Raw genomic sequence first — 24,061 nt, 5'->3', positions numbered from 1 at the left:
CTCTTGGGCGCCCGCAGGCGCGTCAAAAAACAACAAGCCACGTGGAGGATCCGACGTGGCTTGTTATAGGAATTAAGGCCGGTCAAGCCAGCCGAAGGCCGCGCAGTATACCCCAAACATGTGCCTTGAAAGCACCTTTGGCGACCATCTGTCTTGCACATCAGATAATCCCGAATCCCCCGGTTTTATTGACCTTCAGGTCAAGCACTGCCCACCGGATACTGCCCTGATCTCCTGGCGCCACGCCTACATTGCACAGAGATAAAAACCACATGATGAGACGAACTCCAGCCACGGCGGACCGTCGAGTTGACGTCTTCACTTAGATTCAAACCGCTAACAACAAAATCGTAAACAGGCCTGCATGGATTGCAGGCTTCTTATTAAAAGGATATTTCTCATGCAACCCATTACGCTTTATATATTTATCCACAACGACGTCCCCAATCGCTCCATCAATACATTGGGGCGTGCTTATTTCAAAGAATTCACCGACGAAATCACGGCAGTTACAAAACGATCGTTCATATTCAAGGATATTCGTAACGTGCGAGGCATGACTGACTTCAACTATAAAAGCCAGAATATAGACGATGTTCTTAAACGATGGGAATTAGCGGCCATCCAATACAAAAACCAGCAGGGATTGAAGTGGGGTAAAACCGAACGCTATATTCTGGTGACTCAGGCTCCGCTCAACGAGACCGTCCTGGGCGTTGCCTACCCCGGGCAACCCGCCGTAATTGCCTGCCTTAAAGATCATCAAGTAATCGCCCATGAAGTAGGCCACAGTTTCAACGCCACCCACAACGATGCAGCACTCGGCTACAATCCATGGGGAATTGTATGTGAGACCTTCATGTTCCCTGAGTCTTCATCTCTTCGAAGTAATTGTTACCGCTTTACGCCGAAAAACAGGGAAAACATAAGAGCCTTTCTAAGTGATGCACCCTGAGACTGAAACTACTAACAACTTCAATAACCACCTGCACACTTGCCATGACGCTACCACTCAAAAAACACTCACCCATTAAACATACTTAATGTTCGACAGGTTGATGACCGAGCAGTAGAAGAAGGCCGACTGCCTATTGATACCGTTGTTGAAACATTGCACATGGCGACTCAAACCGTTTCTGCTGCACCCGTGGCCAAATATCGGCGGGCCGCAAAGCCTGCCGATATGTGCATGATCCTGATTGATAACCGCCTCATGAGACCGATGAGGGTGGAGGCCGCATTCACTCGGGTTGAGTTCCACTTTCCAGTTTGCGCCACAACAACCGCACGTTGGCTTTGCGCACCAGGGCACAGCGGTACAGGCGAATCTCCAGCGGCACATGCCATTGCGGGCCGCCGCACACCACCAATTCGCCCCGCGCCAGCTCGGCACGCACGCTCAAATGCGGCACCCAGGCAATGCCCAACCCTTCGAGGGCCATGCTTTTAAGGCTGTCGGCCATCGCGGTCTCATAGATAGTGGTAAAGCGCAGGCTGCGCTGGCGCAGCAGCAAGTTCACCGAACGACCCAGGAATGCGCCGGCACTGTAAGCCAATAGCGGCACACTGGCGTCACCCTCCAGGTCAAACAACGGCTTGCCATCGGCATCGGCTGCGCAGACCGGGAGCATTTCGGTATTACCCAGGTGCAGGGAGGGGAAAATTTCCGGATCCATCTGCAAGGCAGCATCCGGATCATAAAAAGCCAGCATCAAATCGCAGCCGCCTTCGCGCAAAGCATGCACCGCGTCTCCGACGTTAGTCGCAACCAGTCGTGTCGCGATGTTCAGCCCTTCATTGCGCAACTGGGCGATCCAGCGCGGGAAAAACCCCAGTGCCAACGAGTGGGCGGCAGCCACTTGCATGACCTCGCCCTGCCCGCCTTCGAGGTGATGAAGGTGTCGCAACACCTCACCCAACTGCTCGACGACTGTGCGCGCCGTGACCAAAAACAGTTGGCCAGCCGCAGTCAACTCCACCGGGGTGCGGGAACGATTCACCAAGGTCAGCCCCAGCGCCGCTTCAAGGCTGCGAATACGTCGGCTGAAGGCCGGCTGAGTGACGAATCGGCGCTCTGCAGCCTGGGAAAAACTGCGAGTAGCAGCCAGGGCACTGAAGTCCTCTAACCATTTACTTTCGAGATTCATCGAGTCCTCCCGGACGCGCACCAAAATGGGTCACACGCTCGACGCGCTTGTCGCGTCACGTCGCTATTATGCCGTTTATGCATAGGATAGTGTTTAAAGGCATTGGCCCAAAATAGACTGCAGGCCTAGGATTCGCAGCGTTCCGGCCCAGACCGGGTTCATATCGAGATGATTTCTATCATGTCCTCCGCTGCATCTTTCCGTACCGAAAAAGACCTGCTTGGCGTACTCGAAGTACCAGCTCAAGCGTATTACGGCATCCAGACCCTGCGAGCGGTGAATAACTTCCGTCTCTCGGGCGTTCCGATTTCGCACTACCCGAAGCTGGTTGTGGGCCTGGCCATGGTTAAACAGGCCGCTGCTGACGCCAACCGTGAGTTGGGTCATCTCAGCGATGCCAAGCACGCAGCCATCAGCGAAGCTTGTGCACGTCTGATCCGCGGCGATTTCCACGAAGAGTTCGTGGTGGACATGATTCAAGGCGGCGCTGGCACTTCAACCAACATGAATGCCAACGAAGTCATCGCCAACATCGCGCTGGAGGCCATGGGCCATCAGAAAGGCGAATACCAGTACCTGCACCCAAACAACGACGTCAACATGGCGCAGTCGACCAACGACGCCTACCCGACGGCTATCCGTCTGGGCCTGTTGTTGGGTCACGACGCGTTGCTGGCCAGCCTCGACAGCCTGATCCAGTCGTTCGCGGCCAAAGGCGCCGAGTTCAGCCACGTCCTGAAAATGGGCCGTACCCAACTGCAAGACGCTGTACCAATGACCCTGGGTCAAGAGTTCCGCGCTTTCGCCACTACTTTGAGTGAAGACCTGGCCCGCCTGAAAACTCTGGCGCCAGAGCTGCTGACTGAAGTGAACCTGGGTGGCACCGCCATCGGCACCGGCATCAACGCCGACCCGCGCTACCAGATGCTGGCCGTCAACCGCCTGGCCACCATCAGCGGTCACCCGCTGGTACCGGCAGCCGACTTGATCGAAGCCACCTCAGACATGGGCGCCTTCGTACTGTTCTCCGGCATGCTCAAGCGTACCGCGGTCAAGCTGTCGAAGATCTGCAACGACTTGCGCCTGCTGTCCAGCGGCCCACGTACCGGCATCAACGAAATCAATCTGCCAGCACGTCAGCCGGGCAGCTCGATCATGCCCGGCAAGGTCAACCCGGTTATCCCGGAAGCCGTGAACCAGGTTGCATTCCAGATCATCGGTAACGACTTGGCCCTGACCATCGCCGCCGAAGGTGGCCAGCTGCAACTGAACGTTATGGAGCCGCTGATCGCATTCAAGATCTTCGACTCGATTCGTCTGCTGCAACGCGCCATGGACATGCTGCGCGAACACTGCATCACCGGCATCACGGCCAACGAAGCGCGCTGCCGTGAACTGGTCGAGCACTCGATTGGTCTGGTAACTGCACTTAACCCGTACATCGGTTATGAAAACGCCACCCGTATCGCCCGTATCGCTCTTGAAAGCGGCCGCGGCGTACTGGAACTGGTGCGCGAAGAAGGCTTGCTCGACGACGCCATGCTCGACGACATCCTGCGCCCGGAAAACATGATTGCTCCGCGTCTGGTGCCACTCAAGGCCTGATGCTGTAACACGCTCAACGCTCACCAGGTCGAGGGACTAGACACCTCTCACCTTTTGAGGGCTTGCAGACACGTCTGCAGGCCCTTTTTTTTGGCCAGAATTCAAAGCCCCCTCACCCCGGCCTCACCCTCCGGAAGAGGGCTGAAGTGAGGGCAATTTGACAATAAACAAAGCCATATCGGACAACTCACACATGAAAATTCAGTCACTTATGCAGACGCTTCCTGCGCTCCTAGGTATAGTGCCGCCCCTCTTCCTGTGCCCGGCCCCAGCACCAGCGGCCATCGTCAGCACGGAAACAGCATCGTAAACCAAGCAGCAACATGGCCAGGGTCACATTGATCGCCTACGTTTATGCCTTGCTCAAGCAGGTGTAACGCGATATTTCGATCCGGCCGTGTTGCCATCAGATAAAAACAGCGAGGAATAATCCATGCTTGAAGTCATCAATGACTTCCTCTCAGGGAAAGTGCTAATCGTGCTCATGGTCGGGCTCGGTGGCTACTTCACGATCCGCTCGCGTTTCGTTCAGTTTCGTTACTTCCTGCACATGTTTTCGGTATTCAAGGACAGCCTGCGCAGCAGCGCCGGTGAGCTGAGCTCGTTCCAGGCATTGATGCTGAGCCTGGCAGGCCGTGTGGGCGCAGGCAACATTGCCGGCGTCGGTATTGCCGTTACCCTGGGCGGCCCCGGTGCCGTGTTCTGGATGTGGGTGACCGCGCTGGTCGGCATGGCCAGCAGCCTGATCGAATGCTCCCTGGGCCAGTTGTACAAGCGCCGTGACTCGGAAGGTCAACTGCGCGGTGGTCCGTCCTTCTATATGAAGTACGGCCTGGGCAAAGCCTGGATGGGCAAACTGATGGCCGTGCTGTTGCTGATCACCTTCGGCTTTGCCTTCATGGGCCTGCAGGCCCATGCCGTGACTCACTCGTTGCAAGACGCCTTCGGCTTCAAGGTCAACTACTCGGGCCTGGCCATCGCCATCCTGCTGGGTCTGGTGTTCATCGGCGGTATCAAACGTATCGCTTCGGTGGCCGACCTGCTGGTACCGGTCAAGACCCTGGCCTACATCGCAGTGACCCTGTATGTGATCGTGCTGCAATTCGACCACGTACCCGCCATGCTGGGTCATATCGTCAAGAGCGCTTTCGGCCTGGACCCGGTGTTCGGCGGCCTGATCGGCAGTGCCATCGTGATGGGCGTCAAACGTGGCGTGTTTGCCAACGAAGCCGGTCTGGGCAGTGCCCCGAACGTGGCCGCCGTGGCTGATGTTGAACACCCTATCGCCCAAGGCGTAGTACAGGCGTTCAGCGTATTCCTCGACACCTTCGTGATCTGCACCTGTACGGCGTTGCTGATTCTGTTGTCGGGCTTCTACACCCCGGGCTTTGAAGGCGACGGCATTGCCCTGACCCAGAACTCCCTGGCGGCCGTAGTGGGCGAATGGGGCCGCGTGTTCATCAGCGTAGCCCTGGCACTGTTTGTGTTCACCTCGATGCTCTACAACTATTATCTGGGCGAGAACAGCCTGCGCTTCCTGGTCGGCGAAAGCCGCAAGGCGCTGATGGGTTATCGCGCACTGGTACTGGTGCTGATCTTTTGGGGCTCGATTGAAAACCTGCAAACGGTTTTCGCCTTCGCCGACATCGCCATGACCATGCTGGCATTCGTGAACCTGATCGCCCTGGCGATGCTGTTCAAGATTTGCATGCGCGTGCTCAAGGATTACGATGACCAGCGCCGTGCGGGGATCAAGACACCGGTGTTCGATTCCAGTAAATTCCCGGATCTGGATCTGGACCTGAAGGCCTGGCCGCCAAAACCGGCCGCCACGGCCGAAGAAACAAAACGCTGACACACTCACGCGGCGGTTCTCAGGAACCGCCGCGTTTTTGCTTATGGGGACTTAACAATGACCGCAGCCACTCATCACACCGCCCAACGCGTCAGGGTGCTCTACACCGGCGGCACCATCGGCATGCAGGCCAGCGCCAGCGGCCTGGCGCCTGCGTCGGGTTTTGAAGCACGCATGAGCGAGCACCTGGCCAGCCAACCGCAGTTGCGAGTGCCGCAGTGGTCCTTTCGCGAAATGAGCCCGCTGATCGACAGCGCCAACATGACGCCCGCCTACTGGCTGCGCCTGCGCAGCGCGATCATCGAAGCGGTCGAGCAGGATGGCTGCGATGCTGTACTGGTCCTGCATGGCACTGACACGCTGGCCTACAGCGCTGCAGCTATGTGCTTTCAACTGCTGGGTTTGCCGGCACCGGTACTCTTCACAGGCTCCATGCTGCCAGCAGGCGTACCTGACAGCGATGCCTGGGAAAACGTCAGCGGCGCCTTGCAGGCGCTGGGCCAGGGCCAGCCTCATGGCGTGCAGCTGTACTTCCACGGCAAGCTGATGGCACCCACACGTTGCGCCAAAGTGCGCAGCTTTGGCCGTAATCCATTTGTGACGCTGACACGTAACGGCGGCGGAGCCAAAGCCAGCACCCTCCCGGCCGAACTGGCTTACAGCCACCCCAAGCATCAGGCCAGCGTCGGCGTATTACCGTTGGTCCCGGGGATTGGCGCCGCCCAGCTCGATGCCATGCTCAACAGCGGAATTGAAGCCCTGGTACTGGAGTGCTTCGGCAGTGGCACTGGCCCGGGTGGCAACCCGGATTTTATCGCCAGCCTGCAACGGGCGCAGGAAAACGCCATTGTGGTCGTGGCCATTACCCAATGCCATGAAGGTGGCGTGGAACTGGACGTGTACGAAGCTGGCAGCCGCTTGCGCGCAGCGGGCGTACTCTCGGGCGGTGGCATGACCCGTGAGGCCGTGTTCGGCAAACTGCATGCCTTGCTCGGCGCTGACCTGCCGCTGGCTGAAGTACGCCGCCTGATCGAACTGGATATGTGCGGGGAACTGGCTTAACGCTGCGGCACACAACTTGCTCGTTTCCCGTACCTCAATGCAGGAAACGAGCATGCTTCATTCCCATCTCACAACGCTCAATGCCGTCTCGCTGGTGCTTAGCACCTTCAACGCCGAAGGCCTGCCCAGCGAAGCGCTGCTGGCCGGCAGCGGCATACGGGCGGCGGACTTGAGCCGCACAGACACACGCATCACCACCAGCCAGGAGATGCGCGTATGTGCCAACGCCGTGGCCTTGCGCCGCGAAATCGGCCTGGAGCTGGGGCGACGCATGCATGTGTCGTCCTACGGCATGCTCGGTTACGCCCTACTCACCAGTGCCACCTTAGGTGACGCATTGCGCCTTGCTTTACGCTACCCGGCGCTGCTGGGAACACTTTTTGAGTTGAGCCTTGAGGTCGAGGGCGACCAGGTCTGGTTCTGCGCCAGTGGCTATGCCGAGACCCCGCAAATGGCAGTGTTCAATGCCGAGTTATGCCTGGTCTCGCTCAAGGTCATCTGCGAAGACTTGTTGGGCAGGCCGCTGCCGCTATTGAGTGCACGTTTTGCCCACAGCGCACCGGACTACCACGCCCGCTACGGGTTAAGTTTCGATTGCCCGCGCCAGTTCGATGGCCAAGGCAATGGTTTTGCCTTCGCCAAAAGCTGGCTCGACCAGCCTTTGCCGCTGGCCGACACCGTTACTCATCAGGCGATGGCAGAGCGCTGTCGCAAACAGAATCTGGAATTCACCGGGCGGCAAACCTGGCTGGAACGCATCCGCCAGCTTCTGGCTGCACAACTGCATGCGGCCCCCGGGCTTGAAGGCCTGGCCGAACAAATGAACTGCTCGCCGCGCACCCTGCGCCGGCATTTGCATGATGTGGGCTGCAGTTACCAGGCACTGCTCGACGACCTGCGCTTTGAGCGGGCCAAGCTACTGCTCAAAGACACTGAATGGCCCATCTACCAGATTGCCGAGGCCCTGGGCTTCAGTGAAACCGCCAGCTTTCGCCATGCGTTTGTGCGCTGGAGCGGGGTTGCACCCAGCCAGTTTCGAGCCTGATTCAGGGGGCCCGTTGCGGTCAGCGATTTTGGCCACAACGGTCTCCTTTTGGCCGCTCCTGCCGTTCTCTCAAACTCCCTGCACCGCAAAACTGTAAGCCAGCGCTAAAGCCTTGGGAGAAAAAGAAAATGCTGACGATCTATTCAGACGATCATCACCTGCATCATGGCCGTTGTGAGTTGATGGACGGGCAGTTGATGCCCTGCTTTGAAATGCCTTCACGCGCCGACCATATTCTGCAACGCGTCCAGACTCGTGAACTCGGCCCGGTACGCGCACCTCAAGATTTTGGCCGCGGGCCTGTCGAGCGAATTCACAGCAGTGCTTATCTGGATTTTTTCCAGGGTGCGTGGGATCGCTGGACCGAACATGGCCGCGATGGCGACTTGCTGCCCTACACCTGGCCAGCCCGAACCTTGCGCGCTGTTTTGCCTACCAGCCTGCACGGCCAATTGGGTTATTACAGCTTCGACGGCGGTGCCCCCATTACCGCAGGCACCTGGCAAGCGGCCTACAGTGCTGCGCAAGTAGCCCTGACTGCCCAGGCTGAAATTCAAAACGGCGCCTACAGCGCTTTCGCACTTTGCCGTCCGCCCGGGCATCACGCTGCCAGCGACCTGATGGGTGGTTACTGCTACCTGAACAACGCCGCCATAGCCGCCCAGGCCTTTCTCGATCAAGGCCGCAGCAAGGTGGCGATCCTCGACGTGGATTACCACCACGGCAATGGCACGCAGTCGATCTTCTATGAACGCAACGACGTGCTGTTTACCTCGATCCACGGCCACCCTGAAGCCGAGTTTCCGTTCTTTTTGGGCTACGAAGATGAACTGGGGGAAGGGCCCGGTGAAGGCTTCAATTTCAATTACCCACTGCCCGCAGGCTCGGCCTGGGACCGCTGGAGCGCAGCGCTGGAATTGGCCTGTATCGAAATTCAAAACTATGACGCAGACGTGATCGTGGTTTCCCTGGGCGTGGATACATTCAAGAACGATCCAATCTCCCAGTTCAAACTCGACAGCCCGGACTACCTGCGCATGGGCGAGCGAATTGCCCGGCTGGGCAAGCCGACACTGTTCGTGATGGAAGGTGGCTATGCTGTTGAAGAAATCGGCGTGAATGCGGTGAATGTGCTGGAGGGGTTTGAGCGCGCTATCGTGATGTAAAAGCCCCCTCACCCCAGCCCTCTCCCTTGGGAGAGGGGCTTTTGACCTACCGCCAAGCCTTGCCCAACCGCTCCAGCGCCGCCTTCATTTGCACTTGCGGCACCGCCGCAAACCCCAGTACCAGCCCCGCCCTGTTATCCACAGGCTCGACCGAGTCTTGCTGCCAGTAAGTGCTCAGCCCATTGATTTCCACGTCCACCGCCCGGGCCTGCGCCAGCAGTTCCTGCTCTCGGGCCAACCCCGCAACCGGCACAGCCACATGCAACCCCGCCGCAATCGTCGGCATCGCCCCAACCCCCGCGACATCCCGTGGCCAGTTGGCCAGCAACACATCACGGCGGCTCAAAGCCGCGCGACGCATCCGGCGGATATGCCGTTGAAAATGCCCTGCCGCCATAAACTCGGCCATCACCGCCTGGGTACTGACCTCTGAGTGCCGCATATCCAGCGAGCGGCGCCGGGCAAACGGCTCCGTCAGGCCCTCGGGCAGCACCAGATACCCCAGACGCAATGCCGGAAACGCCACCTTGCCGAAGGTACCGACATAAATCACCCGCCCGCTGCGGTCCAGTGCCGCCAGCGGGGCCAGTGGCGCACCGCTGTAGCGGTACTCGCCATCGTAGTCGTCTTCGACAATCCAGCCCTCTGTACGCTCGGCCCAGGCCAGCAGTTCCAGGCGCCGGGCCAGGCTCATGGTGACCCCGCTGGGGTATTGATGGGAGGGCGTGACATAGGCCAGCCGGCAGTTGCTCAAGTGCGCCAGTGCCGAACAATCCATGCCGTCCTGATCTACCGCCACACCCTGTACATGCGCGCCAGCGATGGCAAACGCATAGGCGGCAGCGCGATAGCCAGGATTTTCCACAGCCACCCCTTCGCCGGGCTCCACCAGCAGCTGTGCACAAAGGCTAATTCCCTGCTGCGCACCACTGGTGATCAAAATTTGCTCAGGCGTGCACGATAAACCTCGTGAAGTACGCAAATAAGCTGCAATCAAACCACGCAGTCGCTGATCGCCAGCCGGATCGCCGTAACACAATTGCTGCAAGTCCGGCTTACGCCAAAAAGCCGCCTGCAGCTTGCTCCATACCTCGAAAGGGAATAAGTCAAACGCGGGAACCCCCACTCGAAAAGCTCGCGGAACTCCGCTTGGAGGCAGGTCAAGTGCGTGCTTTGCCACCCTGATCAGCGCCGTACTGTGGATAACTTTACTGGATGTAATTACAGGTATTTCTGTCGATTTTGTGGATAACCCTGGGGATAAGCCTGTTGAAAACCCTGTGGACAAGTTGGTGGACAACTTTTTTAGAGGCAGGGCTTTTTCAGGCAATTTCGCAACATAGGTGCCATCCCCTACCCGCCCCTCGATAAAACCTTCTGCATACAACTGGTCATAGGCCCGTACCACGCTGTTGCGCGAGATACCCAACGCTGCGGCGAGGTCACGGCTGGCCGGCAGCCGCGAGCCGCCACTCAGACGACCATCCAGGACGCGCTGGCGCAATGCTTGATAGAGCTGGCGGCTCAGGCCTTTTTTAGGATCCAGCTCAATTCCGGCAGGGTTGAAGGCAATGGAAAGCGCTGAATCCGTCATAAATTGGACCTATGAAAATGACCATTAATGGCTCTTACAACCAACCAATAGCCTGCCTAGGATGAAGCCATTCGCCAAGGATAATTTCTATGTACGTACCCCGCGCCTTCGCCGTTGACGACATTCAAATCCTGCACCAGCAGATGCAGGCCTCACCCCTGCCCGTGCTGGTCACACACGCCAGTCAAGGCTTGCACGCCAGCCATGTGCCTTTGCTGTTGGACCCGGATGAAGGCCCGTACGGCACGCTGTACGGGCACCTTGCCCGCGCCAATCCGCATGGCTTGGCGCTGGCGCAAGGCACCGAGACTCTGGTGATTTTTGCCGGCGAGCAGGCCTATATCAGCCCGTCCTTCTACCCAAGCAAGGCCGAGCACGGCAAAACCGTGCCCACCTGGAATTACCTCGCAGTACATGCTTATGGCACGGCAGAGGTCTTCGAGGATGCCGAACGCTTGCTGGCGCTGGTCAGCCGCCTGAGCAGCAAACATGAAGCCGGGCGCCCCGCTCCTTGGGCGGTCAGAGATGCACCGCGTGATTACATCGACAGCATGCTCAAGGCCATTGTGGGCTTTCGCCTGCCGATCACCCGCCTTGAAGGCAAACGCAAACTCAGCCAGAACCGCGACGCTGCCGACCAGGCCGGCGTGCGCCAGGGCCTGCTGGCCAACAGCAACCCGCAAGACCACGCACTCGCTCATTTAATGGTTAAGGAATAACTGAAAATGACTCAAATCCAGATCAAACCCGCCACCGCCGCCGATCGCGAACAGTGGCTACCGCTTTGGCAGGCCTACCTGCACTTCTACAAGACCGAGTTGAACGACGACATCACCCAGTCCACCTGGTTGCGGTTCCTGGATCCGGCAGAACCCACCACCCTGGCCCTGGCCTGGCAAGGTGATCAAGCAGTAGGCATGGTGCAGTGCGTTTATCACCGCACCAACTGGAGCATTAAAAACGCCTGCTATCTTCAAGACCTGTTTGTCAGCCCCGAGGCGCGCGGCATGGGTGTTGGTCGTCAATTGATCGAGCACGTATATGCCGCCGCCCGCGCCAAGGACTGCTGCAAAGTCCATTGGCTGACCCAGGAAACCAACGCCACGGCAATTCAGTTGTATGAGCGCATTGGCGAGCGCCCAGGCTTTATTCAGTTTCGCAAAACCTTGTCATAAATAAGGAACGCGCAATGCCCGACTCTCTAGAACACTGGCTGGCGGCCAAAACACCGGATACCCGCACCCTTGAAGGGCAATTCATTCGTCTGGAAAAGCTCGACCCGGCCCGTCATGGCGATGAACTATGGCTAGCCTTACAAGGGCCAACGGCCGATCCAAAGCTTTGGGACTATTTGCCCTACGGCCCCTTCAATGAGCGGCAGGCATTTGATGCCTGGTTGCAAAACCATGCTGCCAGCCGCGATCCGCATTTTTATAGCGTCATCGACAAGTCGAGCGGGGAGGCACAAGGCCTGCTTAGCCTGATGTGCATAGTCCCGGAGCACGGTCGCATCGAGATCGGCCACGTCGCTTTCGGCGCGCCCATGCAGCGTTCGCCAAAAAGTACCGAGGCGGTCTACCTGCTGGCCAAGGAAGCCTTCGCCCTGGGCAACCGCCGCCTAGAATGGAAGTGCAACAACGACAACGCAAGATCAAAGCGTACTGCAGTACGACTCGGGTACACCTACGAAGGCGTTTTCCGCCAGCATATGTTGGTTAAAGGCAAAAACCGTGATACCACGTGGTACAGCATTATTAGTACGGAATGGCCCGCAGTAGCGGCAGGGTTCGAAAAATGGCTGGCACTGGATAACCAACCAGAAAGCGGCCAAGTAAAGACTCTGGAAGAATGCAGGGCATCAGCTGTATAAAAAATGATCAATACGCCCAACAAGGATTGTTGGGCGTTTTTGTGCCTGAAGGGCTTAGAATTTTCGCGGCAAGCGAACCACGCCCATTTGCAGACCAAAGGGTTTGAAGACTGCATTCAGGGATTTAAGTGTGGGGTTGCCTTCGTCGTGCTCGATTTGAATCAAAGTGCGCACCGAGATTTTGCACATGCGGGCAAACTGGGTTTGCTGTAATCCGGTCACATCAACCCGAAAGCGCTTTATCGCCTCACCCAAAGTGATTTTCCCCTGAGCCAAATCTGCCTCAATGCTTTCGATCATGAGCTGGCGGGTATCAATGGTCAGAGTCATTTCAAGCCCCACTCGCGCAATCGCTGATCGAGGTTTTTAAGCGCAATTTGTGGATGATTCATGGTCATTTCCGGCAAACCTTCAGCGCGAAGCAAATCAGGCAAGGCCCGCAGCTGCTCGGCATTGCTGCGCAAGCGCTCAAAGACCGTGTCAGGGCTGGCAATTGCACTTAACGACTTGCACGCCGCACGCCAATCGACCTCACCAGCCCGCTCTATATCCAGCGGCCATTTTGTGGTTCGAGTTATACCTTCGTCATCCATGACCATCGGTGCCAAGTCATAAATCGGTGCCAGCCGAAACGAGTCAGCCCCCCGAATAATCGCCGTATTGCGACCGTGGTTGTCGCTATTGCCCAAAATCTTGTTAATCAAATCGCGACGAAGGTATTCGGCGACCAAATCCTCAATATGATCCTGTTGCCCCGCACGCGCCCATAAGCCTGCGAGCAATTGAACTACTTCAAGATGGGACATCGCGCTACCCGGCTCAGTGACTTGAGCAAGCGAATAAATCGACTCTACGGCGTAGCGCTCAACACCGTGAGCGCTGACATTACGATCAAAACGCTGCATCCACAGGCTTGGTTTTCGGCCTTCTTCCAACGCCAACCCCTGCACCGGTACGGTTTCAATCCCGAGCGCCTGCAGGGCTTTGTAGTAGTGGAACTCGCTGCGCAGGATTATCTGATCCCGCTCAAGCGCTTTGTTGCGTGCAAACTTAATAAACCAGTGCTGCTTTACCCGGGCATCTTCCAGGGTCGCATCCGGGTAAAGCAGACCATCAACACCCTCTGCCATCAATAGCTTGGGAGCCTCGCCCCCGGCCCCTGTTGCACCCCCAATTGCCGCCCCCTGCTCATGGGCGTATTCCAGAAAGCTGTTGTCGCGAACGATCACATCTTCGCGGGAAAAACCCATCGCCTGACGCTTATCCAGCCGCTCATAAGACTCTTTTATGCGCAGATGCCCGATGGGGCCAGGTGTGCTTCGCCCAAGTAAAAACAAATCGTCACTCAAGTGCTCGGGCTTTTCGCGGCCAACTTGTTTGATCAGTATTTTTTTTGCAGCGCCAGCTGGTGCGATGTCATGCAGGAAAGCCGGGGCCTTTTTCAAATGTCGGGCATCCCACTCAAGGGGCACACAGGCACTAACCGACGGAGCAAAAGGGCTGTCGATAGCCTCCAGATGATCTACTAGATAGCTCTGCGTGTAGGCAAAGCGACAAGGCCCATCCAGGCTTTTTTCAGGCTCGGGAAATTTCAAAATCATGGCGTCCAGCCATTGTCCGTCGCTGTAGAGCTGGAGAGTCAGTTGAAACATGTTTTCACCTGCAATCTAATGCACATAAAAATCAGAAACCATCATTTACCTGCAATATAGTGCAGTTACTCTGATGTTTCATCTTTGAATCTGCATTAATTTGCAGATTAAGCATCTTAATGCTCATATTTCCTGCAATAAAATGCAGGCATAAAAAAAGGGGAGCACATGCTCCCCCGAGGTTTAAAGCGTTTACATCAAAGGCAGTATCAGGCTTCGATTTCGATCAGAATTTCGCCCGGGTTAACGCGGTCGCCCTTGATTACATGAATGGTGACGATTTTGCCTGCGATGCCGGCCTGTACTTCAGTTTCCATTTTCATCGCTTCGGTGATCAGTACCGACTGACCAGCCTTGACCACATCGCCTACAGCGACCAGTACATCAACGATGTTGCCCGGCATTGCCGTGCTGACATGGCCTGGCTCACTCGCCTGCTTGCGCTTGCTGGCCGAGCCACCCACGAATTCGTTGAGCGGTTCGAATACCACTTCTTCCGGCATGCCGTCGATGGACAGGTAGAAGTGACGCTTGCCCTCTGCCTTGACGCCGACACCGGTGATGTCAACGCGGTAGCTCTCACCGTGAACGTCGATCACGAACTCGGTCGGCACGCCCTCTCCACTCGCCTTGGTGACACCGCCCGCCTCAGGGATAGGCAGCAGCACTTCCGGAGCCAGGGTGCCGGCAGCACGCTCCTCAAGGAATTTTCGACCGATGTCCGGGAACATGGCGAAGGTCAGCACGTCTTCTTCAGACTTGGCCAGGGCACCAATTTCAGCGCGCAACTTGACCATTTCCGGCTTGAGCAGGTCTGCAGGGCGTACGTCGATCAGCTCTTCGTTGCCAATGGCCTGACGACGCAGTTGCTCGTTGACCACACCCGGCGCCTTGCCGTAGCCGCCTTGCAGGTACAGTTTCACTTCGTTGGTGATGGTTTTGTAACGCTCGCCGGCCAGCACGTTGAAGAACGCCTGGGTGCCGACAATTTGTGAAGTCGGCGTCACCAGCGGCGGGTAACCGAGGTCTTCACGCACACGCGGGATTTCGGCCAGCACTTCACTCATGCGGTTCAGCGCGCCCTGCTCTTTGAGCTGGTTGGCAAGGTTGGAAATCATCCCGCCCGGCACCTGATTGACCTGAACGCGAGTATCTACAGCGGTGAATTCACTTTCAAACTGGTGATACTTCTTACGCACTGCGTAGAAGTACATACCAATTTCCTGCAGCAGCGACAGATCGAGACCGGTGTCGTATTCGCTGCCTTTAAGCGCAGCAACCATCGACTCAGTGCCCGGGTGACTGGTGCCCCACGCGAAGCTCGAGATGGCGGTGTCGATATGATCGGCGCCGTTCTCGATCGCCTTGAGCTGGCACATGGCAGCCAGACCGGCGGTGTCGTGTGAGTGAATAAAGATCGGCAGGCTGATTTCGGCTTTCAACGCCTTGACCAGTTCGCCAGTGGCGTACGGTGTCAGCAGACCGGCCATATCCTTGATGGCGACCGAGTCGCAGCCCATGGCTTCCATTTGCTTGGCCTGCGCCACAAACGCCTCGGTGGTGTGCACCGGGCTGGTGGTGTACGCGATGGTGCCCTGGGCATGCTTGCCGGCAGCCTTGACCGCTTCGATGGCGACACGCAGGTTACGCACGTCGTTCATGGCGTCGAAGATACGGAACACGTCGATGCCGTTGACCGCCGCCTTGGCGACAAAGGCTTTGACCACGTCGTCGCTGTAATGGCGATAGCCCAGCAGGTTCTGGCCGCGCAGCAACATCTGCAGACGTGTGTTAGGCAGTGCGGCACGCAATTGGCGCAGACGCTCCCACGGGTCTTCCTTGAGGAAGCGGACACAGGCGTCAAAGGTCGCACCACCCCAGACTTCCAGCGACCAGTAGCCGACTTTGTCGAGCTTGTCGCAAATCGGCAGCATGTCTTCAGTGCGCATGCGGGTGGCCAGCAGCGACTGGTGGGCGTCACGCAGGATGGTGTCAGTTACGAAAATCTTCTTGCTCATTATTCTTTTCCTCACAGGCCTGCGTGGGCGGCGATGGCGGCAGCGATGGCCAGGGCCAGCTCTTCGGGTTTGCGCTTGATCGAGTAGTTGGTCAATTCCGGGTGGCTTTCTACAAAGCTGGTATTGAACTGGCCACTACGGAATTCCGGGTTACGCAGGATTTCCTGGTAATACGCGGCGGTGGTTTTAACCCCTTGTAGACGCATGTCGTCGAGGGCGCGCAAACCACGGTCCATCGCTTCTTCCCAGGTCAGGGCCCACACCACCAGCTTCAGACACATGGAGTCGTAATACGGCGGGATGGTATAGCCGGTGTAGATCGCCGTATCGGTACGCACACCAGGACCGCCGGGCGCGTAGTAACGGGTGATCTTGCCGAAACTTGGCAGGAAGTTGTTTTTCGGGTCTTCGGCATTGATCCGGAACTGCAGGGCAAAGCCGCGGTGCTGCACGTCTTCCTGCTTGATCGACAGCGGCAGGCCGGAGGCGATACGGATTTGCTCACGGACAATGTCGATGCCGGTGATTTCTTCGGTGATGGTGTGCTCCACCTGCACCCGGGTGTTCATCTCCATGAAGTACACCTCGCCCTCGGCGAGCAGGAACTCCACGGTACCGGCGTTCTCGTAACCCACGGCCTTGGCTGCGCGCACAGACAGGTCGCCGATATAGGCGCGCTGTTCAGGGGTCAGCTGAGGGCTTGGGGCGATTTCGATCAGCTTCTGGTTGCGACGCTGGATCGAGCAGTCGCGCTCAAACAGGTGCACCACATTGCCAAAGCTGTCACCAAGGATCTGCGCTTCGATGTGCTTGGGGTTTACGATGCATTTTTCCAGAAACACTTCGGCCGAACCAAAAGCCTTGGTGGCTTCTGAGATCACCCGCGGGAACGCCTGTTCCAGCTCTTCACGGCTGTTGCAACGACGAATGCCGCGACCGCCGCCGCCCGAGGTGGCCTTGAGCATCACCGGGTAACCAATGCGCTCGCCTTCAATCAAGGCTTCGTGGATGTCGGCAACGTTGCCTTCAGTGCCCGGCGTAACCGGAACACCGGCTTTGATCATGCTGCGGCGCGCTTCAGTCTTGTCGCCCATGCGACGAATGACTTCGGCCGCCGGGCCAATGAACTTGATCCCGCGCTCGGCGCAGATATCAGCCAATTCAGCATTTTCTGACAGAAAACCGTAACCGGGATGCAAGGCATCACAACCGGTTTCAACGGCCAGGTTAACCAGCTTGCGCGGGTTCAGATAACCGGCCAGCGGGTCTTCGCCAATGTTGTGCGCTTCGTCGGCGCGCTTGACGTGCAAGGCATGTCGATCAGCTTCGGAGTAGACCGCTACAGAGCGAATCCCCATCTCGGCGCAGGCACGCACGATGCGGACAGCGATTTCTCCGCGGTTGGCGATCAGGATCTTTTTTATCACTTGGATTTTCCCTAAAGCCTATGGAACAAACGACCTGCTAGACCAGGTCGGCACGTGTCCAAATGTGTCTGAACCGTTGTGTCATCACACTAGACCCACGCAGCGATAAACAAAAATCAATAATTCTTGGGTCGTGCATAAGTAACAACTTATAGTCGGAGCACTTGCCGCTTCGGATAATGTTATAAAAATGCGTAAGTCATTGATGCGTATCACTTTTCGACAATTACAGGTCTTCAATGAAGTCTGTGATCTGCGCTCTTACAGCCGCGCAGCAGAAGAAATGTCGCTGACACAACCCGCCGTAAGTCTACAAATTCGTCAGCTTGAAGAGCTGATTGGCCAACCATTGTTCGAGTACGTCGGCAAAAAGCTGTACATGACCGAAGCCGCTGAAGCGCTTCAGTTGGCCAGCCGGGATATTTTCGGACGCCTGGAAAACCTCGACATGCAGCTTTCCGACATGCTCGGGTCATTGCAGGGGCAGCTAAAACTGGCGGTGGAGTCGAGTGCGAAATATTTTGTGCCGCATCTGTTTGCCGCCTTCAAGCGCCAGCACCCGGAAGTCAATTTGCAACTGACCGTGGTCAACCGGGCGCAGGCCGTTCGTCGGCTTTCGGATAACCGCGACGATCTGGTGATCATGTCGATGGTGCCGCAGGACATGGGCCTGGAATTCTTGCCGTTTCTGAACAACCCGATTGTGGCAGTGGCTCCCGTCGATCACCCGCTGTGTGCCCAAGGGCCACTACGCCTGCAGGATCTGGAGCCTTATACGCTGCTGATGCGTGAGCAGGGGTCGGGCACGCGCATGGCGTGTGAGGAGTATTTCAAGGAAAAACGCGTGCACTTCAATCAAACGCTGGAAGTATCGTCCAACGAGTCACAGCGCGAGTGCGCGGTGGCCGGATTGGGCGTGGCGTTGTTGACCCGCCACGCCGTCAGCCTGGAGCTGGCGACCGGCCTGCTGCGCGAGCTGCCGGTCGAGGAGTTGCCGCTGTATCGCAGCTGGTGCGTAGTGCAGGCCAAGGCCAAGCGACTGTCACCGGTGGCGCATGCATTTCTGGGGTTTATTCGCAGTGAGCGCCTGCAAATCAGCGCGCTGGTTGAGCGCTTCGACGGTCACCTGCCGACGCAGCCTGCCAGTAGTTGATCGACCCCAGGTCCGGGTAATCGGAGGTTTCCAGGCGCAGTTGGCGCTGGCTCGTATGGTCTTCAATCGCGCGACGGAAGGCCATGCGGCGCTGGTCTTCTTGCTGGCGGCGGGTTTTGACGGCGCTATTGCGTTCTTCGTAAGGCTGAGCCATTTCGAGTCTCCCAAGGCGTGTACGGGAGCTTTACGATGGACTTTGTTTGTGACGGATTGGCGAAAGGGGGATGACAGGGGGATGAAATTGCTTGGCGATCAAGAGCACCCTCACCCCAACCCTCTCCCGGAGGGAGAGGGAGCTAACCGGGTAAATTTCGGATTCAACGCAGTCACTTCAGGCGGCCATAAAACTGCAAAATCCCCCAATCAGTCCCCTCTCCCTCCGGGAGAGGGTTAGAGTGAGGGCGCTTTTAATCTTCGTGGCTTTTCAGCGACTTAGGCGACAGACGCAAACTGCGCAGGCTGCGCTTGACGCTCTTGAGGTGGTTGACCAGGCTCGGGCCACGGGCCATCGCAACGCCCATCGCCAACACGTCAATCACCACCAGGTGAGCGATACGCGAGGTCAGCGGGGTGTAGATTTCAGTGTCTTCATGTACATCGATCGCCAGATTGACGGTCGCCAGTTCTGCCAACGGCGTCTGACTCGGGCACAAGGTGATCAAGGTCGCGCCGCTTTCACGCACCAGGTTGGCGGTGATCAGCAAGTCTTTGGAACGACCCGACTGGGAAATGCAGATCGCCACGTCGGTAGGCTTCAAGGTCACGGCCGACATTGCCTGCATGTGCGGGTCGGAATACGCGGCGGCGGTCAGCAATAAACGGAAAAACTTGTGCTGGGCATCTGCCGCTACCGCACCCGATGCACCGAAACCGTAGAACTCAACCCGCTGTGCCTGCGACATGGCCGTCACAGCACGCTGCAGGGCTACCGGGTCGAGCTTCTCGCGCACGTCCATCAAGGTGTGCAGCGTGGTGTCGAAAATTTTCAGACTGTAATCCGCAACCGAATCATCTTCATGGATCGCGAACTGACCAAAACTGGCCCCTGCCGCCAGACTTTGCGCCAGCTTGAGTTTCAGGTCCTGAAACCCGGAACACCCTATCGCCCGGCAAAAGCGCACGATGGTCGGCTCGCTGATACCGACACTGTGGGCAAGGTCGGCCATGGAACTGTGCATTACAGCCGCAGGATCAAGCAGCACGTGATCGGCGACCTTGAGTTCCGATTTACGTAACAGGTGGCGTGACTGGGCAATATGTTGCAGCAGGTTCAAAGGGCAGGACTCGGTCTGTAAGCGGCAGGCGCCGGGGATGTAGCAATCTTGTAGTTATACTACAAGAATTCGTTTTCTGCCCAGCCAATACACCATCAACTAACCAGTTATCTCCCTTGATTCAAGCCGCTTGAGGGCCATGTAGCTCTTTTTGGCACTACAAGACCACTACACCGTTACGCAGTAAATCGCTGAATTGCACTGCGTTTATCGGACGACTGATCAAGTAGCCCTGCACTTCGTCACACTGGCGAGCCTTGAGAAAGGCCAACTGCGCATCGTTTTCGACGCCTTCTGCTACCACTTTCAGGTCCAGGCTGTGGGCCATGGCGATGATTGCCAGGGTGATAGCCTCGTCTTCACTGCAACGGCCCACGCCGTGAATAAATGTTTTATCGATTTTCACGTAATCCACCGCAAATCGCTTGAGGTAACTGAGCGATGAATAGCCGGTGCCAAAATCATCGATCGCCAGCTTTACCCCCAGCTCATGCAATTGCTGAAAGGTTGCGATGACGTATTCAACATTGTCGAGCATCTGGCTTTCTGTCAGTTCCAGTTCCAGGTAGTGCGGCGCCAGCCCGGTTTCTTCAAGCACCTGGCGCACCAGGCTGACGAGCTTGCCCTGGCGCAACTGATGCCCTGACAAATTCACCGACACCCGGATTGGCGCCAGCCCTGCCTGCTGCCACTCACAGGCTTGCCGGCAGGCTTCGCGCAGCACAAATTCACCGATGGCGCTGATCAGGCCGGTCTCTTCGGCAAGAACAATAAAGTTGCCTGGCGGTACATTGCCCAGTTGCGGGTGATCCCAGCGCACCAACGCTTCGGCGGCGTGCAGACGCCCTGTGGCCAGGCACAGCTTGGGTTGATAGAACACGTTGAGCTGGCGTTCGCTAATGGCTTTGCGCAGTTGGTTTTCAAGCTGCAGCCGTTCAAGGGTGCTGTCATGCAGGCTGTCACTGTAGAACTGAAACCTGCCGCCGCCCAGGTGCTTGGCCTGCTGCATGGCCTTGTTGGCCTGATGGACCAGGCTGGCAATATCGCGCGCGCTGTCGGGCAACATGCTGATGCCCATCGACACACTGACGACCAGCTCATGGCCATCCACCAGCAGCGGCCGACCGAGCTTGTCCAGCAGCCGGGTCGCGACCCGCGCCAGGCTGGTCAGGCTGTTATAGGCATCAAACAGCACCGCGAACTCATCACCCGACAGACGCGCAATGGTGTCAGCCTCAGGCAAGGCCTTGGTGATGCGTTCGGCCATTTTTTGCAGCACATGATCCGCCAGCTCATGCCCTAAATTGTCATTGAGCAATTTGAAGCGATCGAGATTGATGTGCAGCAACGTCAGGTTGCACGAGCCCTGACGGACACGCTGACTGGCCTCCTCCAGGCGCGCCTTGAACAGCAGGCGGTTGGCCAGCCCGGTCAGCTCATCAAAACGGCTCAGGTGACGCGCCCGCGCTTCGCTCAAACGGCGTTGTTCGACCTCATAAGCAAGTTCGATATTGAGTTGCTCGCTGCGGACATTGGCTTGCAGCAAATCCTCACGCAAACCTTGATGACGCAAACGGCGCGCCATGCGTCGTTGCTTGATCCGCTTGACCTGCCACCCCAGACCGCCCGCCAGCATGAAAAAGCCGATGCCTATGCCGAAAAAAATACCCGGCGAATTTAAATTCTGAACCATCGGCGAAATTCTTATCAGTAGATGAGCCAAAAAGTCGCCCGAGCATACACAAGCAATGCCCGTGACCAAACGCACAGGCGCTATTAAATGGATGAAATCAGCCAGGCATTTTTACTTTCCGGCTTTTTGACCGCTCGGCCCAAGGCTGCCACGCAGCTAGCAATGAAACACCAACAGCCCCTAAAATGCCCCGATGCGCGATGATCTCTCTCTCTTGTTAAATTCTCTCAACGATGCCCAACGTCAGGCCGTCACGGCCAGTGTCGGGCGTCAGTTGGTCCTGGCCGGCGCTGGTTCCGGCAAAACCCGTGTGCTGGTGCACCGTATCGCCTGGCTGATCCAGGTCGAAAACGCGTCCCCACACTCTGTGCTGTCGGTGACGTTCACCAACAAGGCCGCTGCCGAGATGCGCCACCGCATCGAGCAGTTGATGGGTATCAACCCGGCAGGCATGTGGGTCGGCACCTTCCACGGCCTGGCTCACCGCCTGCTGCGGGCTCACTGGCAAGAAGCCGGCCTGAGCCAGACGTTCCAGATCCTGGACAGCGATGACCAGCAACGCTTGGTCAAGCGTGTCATCCGTGAGCTGGGCCTGGATGAACAGCGCTGGCCGGTGCGTCAGGCACAGTGGTTTATCAACGGCCAAAAAGACGAAGGTCTGCGCCCCAAACATATCCAGGCCAGCGGCGACTTGTTCCTGGCCACCATGCGCAATATTTACGAGGCCTATGAGGTCGCGTGCCAGCGCGCAGGTGTGATCGATTTTTCCGAGCTGCTGCTGCGTGCCCTTGACCTGTGGCGCGACAACCCGGGCTTGCTGGCGCACTACCAGAAACGCTTCCGGCACATCCTGGTAGACGAATTCCAGGACACCAACGCCGTTCAATATGCCTGGCTGCGGTTGCTGGCCCAGGGCGGCGACAGCCTGATGGTAGTCGGTGATGACGACCAGTCGATCTACGGCTGGCGCGGCGCAAAAATCGAAAACATCTATCAGTACTCAACTGACTTCCCGGATGCCGAGACCATTCGTCTGGAGCAAAACTATCGCTCCACGGCCGGCATCCTCAAAGCGGCCAACGCCCTGATCGCCAACAACACCGGGCGCATGGGTAAAGAGCTGTGGACTGACGGCGGCGAAGGCGAAGCCATCAATCTGTACGCCGCGTTCAATGAACACGACGAAGCGCGCTACGTGGTCGAGACCATCGAGAGCGCCTTGAAAACCGGCCTGGCCCATAGCGATATCGCCATTTTGTACCGCTCCAACGCCCAATCGCGGGTGCTTGAAGAAGCGTTGCTGCGTGAACGCATTCCATACCGTATTTATGGTGGCCAGCGCTTCTTCGAACGCGCGGAAATCAAAAATGCCATGGCCTATATGCGCCTGCTGGAAGGCCGCGGAAACGATGCGGCCCTGGAACGGGTAATCAACGTTCCGGCGCGCGGCATTGGTGAAAAAACCGTCGAAGCCATTCGCGAACACGCACGCCACAGCGATGTGTCGATGTGGGAAGCGATGCGCCAGCTGATCGCCAATAAAGCCTTGCCCGGTCGCGCTTCAGGCGCCATTGCCGGCTTTATGGAACTGATCGACAACCTGGCGGCAAAAGTCATGGAGATGCCTTTGCATCTGATGACCCAAACTGTGATCGAGCAGAGTGGGCTGATTGCCTACCATCAGGCGGAAAAAGGCGAAAAAGGCCAGGCCCGGGTAGAAAACCTTGAGGAACTGGTCAGCGCAGCACGCAACTTCGAGAACAATGACGAAGACGAAGAGCTGTCGCCATTGGCCGCCTTCCTTGGCCATGCCTCACTGGAAGCGGGCGATACCCAGGCCGAAGAACATGAAGACGGCATCCAGCTGATGACGCTGCACAGCGCCAAAGGCCTGGAGTTCCCATATGTGTTCCTGGTGGGCATGGAAGAAGGTTTGTTCCCGCACAAGATGAGCCTGGAAGAGCCGGGCCGCCTCGAAGAAGAACGACGCCTGGCCTACGTGGGCATTACCCGTGCCATGCAAAACCTGGTGATGACCTACGCTGAAACCCGACGCCTCTACGGCAGCGAGACCTATAACAAGGTTTCGCGTTTCGTACGCGAAGTGCCAAAGGGCCTGATTCAAGAAGTTCGACTGTCCAACAGCGTCAGTCGCCCTTTCGGCGGTGGTCAAAAGCAGAGCTCCAGCAGCCTGTTTGGCGGCTCGGAAATCCCGGAAACCGAATTCAAGCTAGGTCAGATGGTCAAGCATGCGGTCTTCGGCGAAGGCGTGATCCTCAATTTCGAGGGTGCAGGTGCCCAGGCACGGGTACAGGTCAACTTCAGCGAAGGCAGCAAGTGGCTGATGATGGGCTACGCCAAACTTGAGGCGGTCTGACAGCAATCCGACAGCTTTCAGGGGATAAGGTGAGGCAAATCCCTGTGGGAGCGAGCCTGCTCGCGAAGAGAGCACATCAGTGAATATTATTGTTGGCTGATGTACCGCTTTCGCGAGCAGGCT

The 24,061-nt window shown here is 57.5% G+C and carries 20 protein-coding genes; 11 read left to right on the top strand and 9 right to left on the bottom strand.

The window, feature by feature from the left end:
• Window positions 1-400 precede the first annotated feature (400 nt).
• Complete coding sequence (locus CJU81_RS08910) at window positions 401-955, top strand: hypothetical protein (RefSeq protein WP_095036290.1); 555 nt, start codon at window positions 401-403, stop codon at window positions 953-955.
• Between the two features lie 286 nt (window positions 956-1,241).
• On the opposite strand, the gene CJU81_RS08905 is transcribed toward CJU81_RS08910, so the two are convergent.
• Complete coding sequence (locus tag CJU81_RS08905; protein ID WP_095027816.1) at window positions 1,242-2,147, bottom strand: LysR substrate-binding domain-containing protein; 906 nt, start codon at window positions 2,145-2,147, stop codon at window positions 1,242-1,244.
• A gap of 180 nt (window positions 2,148-2,327) precedes the next feature.
• Between CJU81_RS08905 and aspA the strand changes: the two genes are divergently transcribed.
• The 5 genes from aspA to CJU81_RS08880 all read left to right on the top strand — a co-directional run bounded on the left by aspA (window position 2,328) and on the right by CJU81_RS08880 (window position 8,880).
• On the top strand, window positions 2,328-3,752 hold the full coding sequence (aspA, locus tag CJU81_RS08900; RefSeq protein WP_094999533.1) for an aspartate ammonia-lyase: 1,425 nt from the start codon (window positions 2,328-2,330) through the stop codon (window positions 3,750-3,752).
• Window positions 3,753-4,185: 433 nt separating this feature from the next.
• Window positions 4,186-5,607, top strand: a complete 1,422-nt coding sequence (locus tag CJU81_RS08895; RefSeq protein WP_095036289.1) for an alanine/glycine:cation symporter family protein — start codon at window positions 4,186-4,188, stop codon at window positions 5,605-5,607.
• Window positions 5,608-5,664: 57 nt separating this feature from the next.
• On the top strand, window positions 5,665-6,669 hold the full coding sequence (locus CJU81_RS08890) for an asparaginase (protein ID WP_095036288.1): 1,005 nt from the start codon (window positions 5,665-5,667) through the stop codon (window positions 6,667-6,669).
• 52 nt (window positions 6,670-6,721) lie between these two features.
• The gene (locus CJU81_RS08885) at window positions 6,722-7,714 is read left to right on the top strand and encodes an AraC family transcriptional regulator (protein WP_095036287.1); all 993 of its coding nucleotides are present in this window, start codon (window positions 6,722-6,724) and stop codon (window positions 7,712-7,714) included.
• Between the two features lie 128 nt (window positions 7,715-7,842).
• Window positions 7,843-8,880, top strand: coding sequence for a histone deacetylase family protein (locus CJU81_RS08880; RefSeq protein WP_095036286.1), 1,038 nt, complete (start codon window positions 7,843-7,845; stop codon window positions 8,878-8,880).
• A 46-nt stretch (window positions 8,881-8,926) separates the two neighbouring features.
• On the opposite strand, the gene pdxR is transcribed toward CJU81_RS08880, so the two are convergent.
• A complete protein-coding gene (gene pdxR / locus CJU81_RS08875; RefSeq protein ID WP_095036285.1) occupies window positions 8,927-10,474 on the bottom strand; it encodes a MocR-like pyridoxine biosynthesis transcription factor PdxR in 1,548 nt (515 codons plus the stop codon).
• A gap of 89 nt (window positions 10,475-10,563) precedes the next feature.
• Here pdxR and CJU81_RS08870 point away from each other — a divergent pair, with 89 nt between their 5' ends.
• The 3 genes from CJU81_RS08870 to CJU81_RS08860 are packed head-to-tail and all read left to right on the top strand — an operon-like array spanning window position 10,564 to window position 12,344.
• Complete coding sequence (locus CJU81_RS08870; protein ID WP_095036284.1) at window positions 10,564-11,193, top strand: FMN-binding negative transcriptional regulator; 630 nt, start codon at window positions 10,564-10,566, stop codon at window positions 11,191-11,193.
• 6 nt (window positions 11,194-11,199) lie between these two features.
• Window positions 11,200-11,649, top strand: coding sequence for a GNAT family N-acetyltransferase (locus tag CJU81_RS08865; RefSeq protein ID WP_095036283.1), 450 nt, complete (start codon window positions 11,200-11,202; stop codon window positions 11,647-11,649).
• Between the two features lie 14 nt (window positions 11,650-11,663).
• Window positions 11,664-12,344, top strand: a complete 681-nt coding sequence (locus CJU81_RS08860) for a GNAT family N-acetyltransferase (RefSeq protein ID WP_095036282.1) — start codon at window positions 11,664-11,666, stop codon at window positions 12,342-12,344.
• Window positions 12,345-12,398: 54 nt separating this feature from the next.
• Here CJU81_RS08860 and CJU81_RS08855 read toward each other — a convergent pair whose 3' ends face one another.
• The 4 genes from CJU81_RS08855 to CJU81_RS08840 all read right to left on the bottom strand — a co-directional run bounded on the left by CJU81_RS08855 (window position 12,399) and on the right by CJU81_RS08840 (window position 17,441).
• Window positions 12,399-12,674, bottom strand: a complete 276-nt coding sequence (locus tag CJU81_RS08855) for a helix-turn-helix domain-containing protein (RefSeq protein WP_095027807.1) — start codon at window positions 12,672-12,674, stop codon at window positions 12,399-12,401.
• Window positions 12,671-13,996: a type II toxin-antitoxin system HipA family toxin gene (locus tag CJU81_RS08850; RefSeq protein WP_095036281.1), complete on the bottom strand. Its 1,326-nt coding sequence runs from the start codon at window positions 13,994-13,996 to the stop codon at window positions 12,671-12,673. Before CJU81_RS08850 ends, CJU81_RS08855 begins: the two co-directional genes overlap by 4 nt.
• A 209-nt stretch (window positions 13,997-14,205) precedes the next feature.
• Entirely contained in the window at window positions 14,206-16,014 is a 1,809-nt protein-coding gene (oadA, locus tag CJU81_RS08845; RefSeq protein ID WP_095036280.1) for a sodium-extruding oxaloacetate decarboxylase subunit alpha, read from the bottom strand.
• 11 nt (window positions 16,015-16,025) lie between these two features.
• Window positions 16,026-17,441 carry an acetyl-CoA carboxylase biotin carboxylase subunit gene (locus tag CJU81_RS08840; RefSeq protein ID WP_016782925.1) on the bottom strand — a complete coding sequence of 472 codons (1,416 nt, stop codon included), beginning with the start codon at window positions 17,439-17,441 and terminating at the stop codon, window positions 16,026-16,028.
• 190 nt (window positions 17,442-17,631) lie between these two features.
• On the opposite strand from CJU81_RS08840, the gene CJU81_RS08835 reads away from it, so the two are divergent.
• Window positions 17,632-18,594 (top strand): LysR family transcriptional regulator, encoded by a 963-nt coding sequence (locus CJU81_RS08835; protein ID WP_095036279.1) that lies wholly within the window; start codon window positions 17,632-17,634, stop codon window positions 18,592-18,594.
• Here CJU81_RS08835 and CJU81_RS08830 read toward each other — a convergent pair.
• From CJU81_RS08830 to CJU81_RS08820, 3 genes are all read right to left on the bottom strand, one after another.
• Window positions 18,536-18,748, bottom strand: coding sequence for a PA3496 family putative envelope integrity protein (locus CJU81_RS08830; RefSeq protein ID WP_095036278.1), 213 nt, complete (start codon window positions 18,746-18,748; stop codon window positions 18,536-18,538). The two genes, CJU81_RS08835 and CJU81_RS08830, sit on opposite strands and share 59 nt — an antisense overlap.
• Before the next feature lie 253 nt (window positions 18,749-19,001).
• Window positions 19,002-19,868 (bottom strand): transcriptional regulator HexR, encoded by an 867-nt coding sequence (hexR, locus tag CJU81_RS08825; RefSeq protein WP_016782922.1) that lies wholly within the window; start codon window positions 19,866-19,868, stop codon window positions 19,002-19,004.
• Window positions 19,869-20,025: 157 nt separating this feature from the next.
• Window positions 20,026-21,561 (bottom strand): putative bifunctional diguanylate cyclase/phosphodiesterase, encoded by a 1,536-nt coding sequence (locus tag CJU81_RS08820; RefSeq protein WP_095036277.1) that lies wholly within the window; start codon window positions 21,559-21,561, stop codon window positions 20,026-20,028.
• Between the two features lie 193 nt (window positions 21,562-21,754).
• On the opposite strand from CJU81_RS08820, the gene uvrD reads away from it, so the two are divergent.
• Window positions 21,755-23,938 carry a DNA helicase II gene (uvrD, locus tag CJU81_RS08815; RefSeq protein ID WP_095036276.1) on the top strand — a complete coding sequence of 728 codons (2,184 nt, stop codon included), beginning with the start codon at window positions 21,755-21,757 and terminating at the stop codon, window positions 23,936-23,938.
• Window positions 23,939-24,061 lie beyond the last annotated feature (123 nt).

Source organism: Pseudomonas fragi, from assembly GCF_002269505.1.
Classification (GTDB): domain Bacteria; phylum Pseudomonadota; class Gammaproteobacteria; order Pseudomonadales; family Pseudomonadaceae; genus Aquipseudomonas; species Aquipseudomonas fragi_D.
Note: the sequence above shows the minus strand (reverse complement) of the source record. Positions and strands in the feature narration are given on the sequence as shown.